The 6,494-nt window shown below is 37.6% G+C and carries 8 protein-coding genes and 1 pseudogene; 3 read left to right on the forward strand and 6 right to left on the reverse strand.

All coding sequences use genetic code 11. The features are described from left to right. Nucleotides 1-556: 556 nt before the first annotated feature. Complete coding sequence (locus BM086_RS20220; RefSeq protein WP_092332265.1) at nucleotides 557-775, forward strand: hypothetical protein; 219 nt, start codon at nucleotides 557-559, stop codon at nucleotides 773-775. 30 nt (nucleotides 776-805) lie between these two features. Here the strand turns inward: BM086_RS20220 and BM086_RS20225 are convergent, their stop codons facing one another. The 5 genes and pseudogenes from BM086_RS20225 to BM086_RS22165 all read right to left on the reverse strand — a co-directional run. Next, nucleotides 806-1,225: a pyridoxamine 5'-phosphate oxidase family protein gene (locus BM086_RS20225; RefSeq protein WP_092332269.1), complete on the reverse strand. Its 420-nt coding sequence runs from the start codon at nucleotides 1,223-1,225 to the stop codon at nucleotides 806-808. Nucleotides 1,226-1,275: 50 nt separating this feature from the next. Then, entirely contained in the window at nucleotides 1,276-2,109 is an 834-nt protein-coding gene (locus tag BM086_RS20230) for a deoxyribonuclease IV (RefSeq protein ID WP_092332273.1), read from the reverse strand. A gap of 239 nt (nucleotides 2,110-2,348) precedes the next feature. Further along, nucleotides 2,349-2,798, reverse strand: a complete 450-nt coding sequence (locus BM086_RS20235; protein WP_092332276.1) for an Hsp20/alpha crystallin family protein — start codon at nucleotides 2,796-2,798, stop codon at nucleotides 2,349-2,351. 282 nt (nucleotides 2,799-3,080) lie between these two features. After that, nucleotides 3,081-3,923 carry a hypothetical protein gene (locus BM086_RS20240; RefSeq protein WP_092332281.1) on the reverse strand — a complete coding sequence of 281 codons (843 nt, stop codon included), beginning with the start codon at nucleotides 3,921-3,923 and terminating at the stop codon, nucleotides 3,081-3,083. A gap of 48 nt (nucleotides 3,924-3,971) precedes the next feature. Further along, nucleotides 3,972-4,100, reverse strand: a pseudogene (locus tag BM086_RS22165) (DUF6434 domain-containing protein); the annotation flags it as partial. Nucleotides 4,101-4,231: 131 nt separating this feature from the next. Between BM086_RS22165 and BM086_RS20245 the strand changes: the two are divergent. Continuing rightward, nucleotides 4,232-4,513 carry a hypothetical protein gene (locus tag BM086_RS20245; protein WP_092326867.1) on the forward strand — a complete coding sequence of 94 codons (282 nt, stop codon included), beginning with the start codon at nucleotides 4,232-4,234 and terminating at the stop codon, nucleotides 4,511-4,513. Nucleotides 4,514-5,056: 543 nt separating this feature from the next. After that, a complete protein-coding gene (locus BM086_RS20250) occupies nucleotides 5,057-5,953 on the forward strand; it encodes a PD-(D/E)XK nuclease family transposase (protein WP_175560408.1) in 897 nt (298 codons plus the stop codon). Nucleotides 5,954-6,026: 73 nt separating this feature from the next. Here BM086_RS20250 and BM086_RS20255 read toward each other — a convergent pair. Continuing rightward, nucleotides 6,027-6,494: helix-turn-helix domain-containing protein (locus BM086_RS20255; RefSeq protein WP_207650983.1), on the reverse strand; the 468-nt coding region annotated here is incomplete at its 5' end.

The raw sequence follows: 6,494 nt of genomic DNA on the forward strand, positions 1-6,494 counted from the left end.
TTTCATTATGCGCATCTGTGGTACCTCCACAACACTTAGTGGTATACTAATATTTTACCACTATATACGCATATACGCAATACACAACATTCAAATTTGCGCAAAAAATAAAGCCATCACTGGCTTCTGAGGATTTTGGGTGTCAAACTTCCGCGGAAGTCAGAATATATATGATGGCTTAATTATTGATGATCCTCGCAGGATTATACTCAGCCTTTAAATTTGTAATTGTAATACGAATTTGAGGGCTGAAATATGGTTCTGTAAACCATAGACACTATCACAAAAACAAAGGAGGTAGTATAATTAAGGTGTCCACAAAAGAAAAAATGATTGCAAGGTTACAATCTATACCTTCAGACTACACGTTTATGGAATTGTGTGGTTTAGCTTCAAAATTGGGATGTACTCTATCTCAAAAAGGTAACGGTTCAAGATGTAGTTTGTATTCTCCAAGCGGAAACAACGTTCATTTTCACTAACCACACGGCTATATGTATTTTAAAACATATACGCTAAAGCAAATTATAACATTCTTAAGAAAGGAGAATCTTATATGAATGGTATTAAACACATTCTTGAATACAAAGGTTTTATAGGCTCAATAGAAGCTGATGCTGATGAAAATATTCTATACGGTTTCGTTCAGAATATACCAAATGGGAAAACTGATTCTATATCCTATGAAGGTGAGACAATTAAAGAGCTAAGAAAAGATTTTGAAGAAGCAATTGATTTTTACTTAGAAGAATCACAGTGGTACCAGTCACTGTGAAGAAAAGTTCGCAGTGACTGGCACTTTTATCTAAGTTATCGTAAAGCTCTCTGTTTTCAAATCACAATAGTATCGTCCGCTTTCAGCATTAAACCTCAAAACACAGTAATCTGGATCTGTAACGCCACCCTTATAAAACAGTGTATCGCCTTTTCTCCAAATCATATCTTTCGTCTCTTGGTCAGTCAAAACCGTCATTTTTCCTTTTAGCATTATCCCCGTATACTTAATCAAACCTTTATGATAGAAGTAAATGCAAGCATTCGGATTATTCATATACTGCTTTACTCTCATAGAAGATGTGTTTGTCGAAAAATAAAACTGCTTTAGCCCCTCCATCTTTCTTGGTTTTAGCATAACCTTTACATTTGGAAATCCATCTTCGTCAACCGAACAGATAAAAGCCACTTTTTGTTTCCTTATAAATTCTGCTATTCTTTTTTCATCCATAGTATCATCCTCGAAACTGCTGATTTATCTCTTTGTATATCGTACTGTTCTTAGGTGGCAAACCAGTTTTTAACTGTTGCAATTTCCTGAATATATCCCTCATCATCGTTTGGTGTTTCAAGAATGAATGGAAGCCCTTCAAATGCCGGATGCATCGCAAAACGTTTCATGGCATCCATACCAATCATTCCCTGCCCAAGCCTTTCATGACGGTCTTTATGTGAGCCTCGCTCATTCTTGCTATCATTGAAATGTACTGCCTTAAGCCTGTCTAGCCCTATCACTTTATCAAATTCTTCAAGGACGCCGTCAAGGTCATTTACTATGTCGTAGCCAGAATCCCAGGTATGACAGGTATCAAAGCAAACTCCCAGTTTTTCCTTATATTCGACGCGATCTATGATTGCTCGCAGTTCCTCAAAGCTTCGCCCAACTTCAGAGCCTTTTCCTGCCATAGTCTCAAGCAGAACCGTAGTTTTCATTTCTGGGAAAAGAGCTTTATTCAGCCCATCAGCTATCTGCTCTATTCCTACTTCTGCTCCCTGTCCTGTATGTGAACCGGGATGAAAATTGTAATACTGCCCCGGTATTGCTTCCATCTTCTCAATGTCTTTTACCAACATATCAAGACCATTAGCTCTGGTCTCAGGACTAGCCGAGCAAAGATTCATAGTATAACTGGCATGTGCAACCAGCTTTCCAAAATGCTCTTTTTCCAAAATATCCATAAGAGCCTTAACATCAGCAGACACTATATCCTTTGACTTTCCGCTTCTTGGGTTTCTGGTAAACCACGCAAATGTATCTCCTCCAAAATCAACCATCTGGTGTCCCATCGCCTCATATCCATTTGTAACTGTAAGGTGGCAACCTATATATATCATAATCCTTGCATCTCCTAAGCTTTAAAGACATGTCCCTGTTTATAAACAAATTTTATTATAACAATAATAATCGGAATCCAACAGAATTTGTCAGAAAAATTAAAGAAATCAGCGAAAACATAGACGAGAACTACAAGTTTAGAAGTACTTCTAAATTTGAAATATTAAAAATTGCACCTGAGCCATAGTCTCAGGTGCAATTATATTAATTATTGAATCAAGTTATATCCCAATATACATTAGCCTTCAATAGCTATTAGGTTCTTTTCAGGAACCTTTTCCATAGACTTTTTAGGAATGGTAAGCTTAAGAACTCCGTGTCTGTAGGTTGCCTCAACGTCCTCTTTCTGAACGTTCTCACCGATGTAGAAGCTTCTTGTCATTGATCCTGCATATCTTTCCTGTCTGATAAGTTTACCCTTCTTGTCGTTCTCATCTTTATCAAGCCCCTTAGAAGCATTGATTGTGAGATAGCCATCACTAAGTTCTACAGTAATCTCTTCTTTTTTGAAGCCAGGGAGATCGATTACTACTTCGTAGTCGTCATCTTTTTCTCTTACATCGGTCTTCATCATCCTGCCTGCTCTTCTACCATAGAGCTTTTTCTCCATGTTGTCGAACTCCTTAAACTCCGGGAATCCAAACAGGTCATCCATAAATTTCTCTTCAAAAATACTAGGTGCTAACATAATACTTACCTCCTTTGCACATAAACAAATTATTTGAATATGAGCATTGGGACGGAGGGCGACACCAGCGGCTCAGATCATTAGAATCTAAAAAGTCCTAACGGTTCTCTCTGTTCCTTTGTTCTATAATAGGTATAACACCATGATTAGCACTCGTCAAGTGAGAGTGCTAATGTGATTAAAAAAGGCCTATCCCCCAAAAAAGAAAAAAGCAGTGTAAATGTTCATGTTTACGCTACTTTTTTTCTTTTCTTCATCACAAATTGATTAATTTATGATTATCTACTTCATTATCTCTGTTATAGTCTGCAAACGCTCTTTCATTTCAGAAACTACCTCATCAGGACCAATGATTTGAACATCCTTATCCAACGCAAAAATCCATCCGTAAAATTGCACAGTGGTACCAGTCACTGTGAAGAAGAGTTCGCAGTGACTGGCACTTTTATCGTTCCAACTACGGCTAAGCCTGTCAGTCTTACCATCACCGTCGTAATCGAAGTTTTGAAACTCTCCCTGCCATGTGTATTCGTTGCATTCGTCCACATAGCCTTCAAATTCCCAGATGCCAAAAAATGATTTCTCGGTATCAGATACAGATTCTGTCGTAGGTGCGGAATCAATAGCGGTTGAATTCTCTGAGCCACTTATTTCTTCTGGCATGGTAAAACTCTCGGCATTGATCACCAAAGAGCCGTCCTTGCCGCTTATGCCTATGGTATATGTCTTCAAGTTTCCATCTTGTCCTTTATAGCTATATCCGTTCAGCGACATGTCTCCAGGAAAATTTAAAGGAACGGCAATCGGAGCATCTTTCTTTAGTTCCGCTGCGCTGTATACCTCTGTGGGAATGTAATCCACGCTGCCATTTTCATCAATGTTAAGCTCCAGAGAAAACACCCTAAAATCCTCTACGTTCTTGTCAGTATGATAAAGAATAACTGTTTCGTATTCCGCACTGTCAACATTCATAGTCTCTGAAGCATCCACATAATCTGAATATTGCTCCTTCACATCATCGAGATAATCTGCAGATACCTTCGCATCCGTAGTATCTTTTCCACACGAAGTTATTCCAGTGCATACCACAACTGCTGCAATCAATAAACCTAATATTTTTTTCATGATTCCCTCTTATACTACAATTTAAATATCCAACGCTACTAAATCTACTCACTCATAACGATTATGCCCAGCAAGGCTCTTTTTATACTTCCAACACTTAATCGCTTCTTCCAAGCTCTTTCCCTTATTGTCATTAAAGAAATCGCAAATATAAGTATTATACTCAAACTGTGATTCTGTATTTCTTAACAGATCTCATCTTTCAATTATATCAGTACGAAGCCCGCAGTAAATGCGGATTTCTGTATTTTAGTTCTTGATGTCATACCATAACGGACGAACATTCCGATTTACAGAAGGTGGCAGAATTGATTTATGAAATGAACACTGATGCGCAAACAAAAGAAATCCTAGAAGGACAGCGCCGCTATAGAGAGCAGCTTGCCACTCAGTACGCTGCCGGTCAGATAGATACTGAGAAAAAATATAAGGCAATTATCGAAGAGAAAGACTCTTCTTTAGCTGAAATGAATGAAGAACTAGCTAATAACAAAATTACCATTGCTGAAAAGGACACTGTTATTTCTGAAAAAGACTCTACCATCGCAAAGCTCTTAGCTGAAATTGATGCCCTAAAAAATAATAGCTAACTACAAATAATTCTATAAGAAGACTCCCAATGCGTACATAGCTTTCAATGAACCTCATTGTGAGTCCCACTTAACTCAGCATAATTACCATAATCAGATTTTCCTGACATCTGAGCTTATACTACCTTTAACTCATTATCCAGCTTTTTAATTTTCAAGGACACATTTTTTTCACTTTACAAATCTCATCATCCAAAGTAAACTAACTTTCGTTGATTCAAAAAATCAATCCGCTCGTTATGAGCAATCTTCATGTCAACAGTGCATCCAAAGCGCTGTGAAACATTCTGACATGCAAGATTTTTCCAAACTTAAAGCTTTTGGGATTCATTCTACGCAGGTTATTATTTGACACATTTGCCTGATAATCAAGATTAAGTTTTGTCATAAATTTTCTTTGTCGGTATGCAAAGGTCTTAAAGACAAACTATGTCCTCATTTTTATAATTGCAAAATGCATAATTCTTTTACATTTTTTGCAATTATCAAGCTTCCCCAATCCCAAAGCCATTACAATTATCATTTTAAGAAAGGTAAAAAATATTGACTACAACAGAAGAATTTTCAAACAATCCATTAAAAGCACAAAGCTTTAAAACTGCAACAGGCACAATCGAATTCACATTAAAAAGTGATATCGTATTCCACTATGCTCTGCAAAAATCTAAAAAAGCTCTGACCGGACTCGTCTGCGCCCTAAACGGCATAAGCCCTTCACAAGTATCAGACATTGTTGTCCTGAATCCAATCGATTTAAATAACCTGTCAAAAGAGACAGTTATGGATCTTAAACTCCTTTTAAACGACGGCGTTATTATCAATATCGAACTCCAGATGTATACTGATTCCTTTTGGGTTCCAAGAGCACTCTTGTACCTCTGTAGAGGATATGATTCCATCTCCGAAGGTGATAACTACTCCATGTTAAAGCCCGCTTTCCACTACTGTATCACAGACCAGAATCTCATTAATGACGAGCCCGAGTTTTATTCCAAATATAGACTGCTAAATGTCAGAAATCATAATCCATATACTAAAAATTTCGGAATTAATGTGCTAAACTTACATTATACAGATTTAGCAACACCAGAAGACATCGATAACAATCTTGTCTACTGGTCGAATCTTTTCAAAGCTACAACATGGGATGAAATCCGTGCTTTAACAGATGAACATTCCGATTTACAGGAGGTGGCAGAATTGATTTATGAAATGAACACTGATGCACAAACAAAAGAAATCCTCGAAGGACAGCGACGCTACAGAGAGCAGCTTGCCACTCAGTACGCCGCCGGTCAGATAGATACTGAGAAAAAATATAAGGCAATTATCGAAGAGAAAGACTCTTCTTTAGCTAAAAAAGATGCTACCATTGCTGAAAAAGACTCTACCATCGCAAAGCTCTTAGCAGAAATTGATGCCCTAAAAAATAATAAGTAACTACAAATACATCTAAAAAAGGCTCCCAATGCTCCATCTACTTTCCCTAGACGACATTGGGAGTCTTAATCTATCATTCCATATACAATGCCTTTGTTAAATCATATACTGCCTGCTTCTGCGAATCGCTCAAGTTTCTGTAATAATATACAAGCTCATCCACCTTACGCGCGTCGTCTTTTATCTTCTGAAACTCTGACGAAGCCGCAGAAGGCAAGACAGTATTTGATTCAGAGGTCTCACTTAACTTGCCAGAATTACCAGAATCAGGCTTACCTGCCTGCTGAGCAATTGCTATCTTTAACTCATTCTCCAGCTCTTCATTTTCATCAAGTCTTGCTAAAAAGACTTCCGGGCTAACACCATAAAGTTTTGCCAGAATATTAAGTTTATCAGCAGACGGAATTATCCTTCCCGTTTCATAGGCAGAATACGTAACGCTCTTAACTCCTAAAAGCTTTGCAAGATCCTTTTGAAACCTACCTGAATCCTTCCTCATCTGCTTTAATAGCTCTGCTAAAGACATATTCCCTTTTTCTAT

It is taken from the genome of Butyrivibrio sp. YAB3001 (assembly GCF_900112195.1).
Lineage (GTDB): Bacteria > Bacillota > Clostridia > Lachnospirales > Lachnospiraceae > Butyrivibrio.

Excerpts from the sequence above, each read along its gene's own strand:
- BM086_RS20220 (WP_092332265.1), top strand. The coding sequence starts at position 557 with ATGAATGGTATTAAACACATTCTTGAATACAAAGGTTTTATAGGCTCA.
- BM086_RS20225 (WP_092332269.1), bottom strand. The coding sequence starts at position 1,225 with ATGGATGAAAAAAGAATAGCAGAATTTATAAGGAAACAAAAAGTGGCT.
- BM086_RS20230 (WP_092332273.1), bottom strand. The coding sequence starts at position 2,109 with ATGATATATATAGGTTGCCACCTTACAGTTACAAATGGATATGAGGCG.
- BM086_RS20235 (WP_092332276.1), bottom strand. The coding sequence starts at position 2,798 with ATGTTAGCACCTAGTATTTTTGAAGAGAAATTTATGGATGACCTGTTT.
- BM086_RS20240 (WP_092332281.1), bottom strand. The coding sequence starts at position 3,923 with ATGAAAAAAATATTAGGTTTATTGATTGCAGCAGTTGTGGTATGCACT.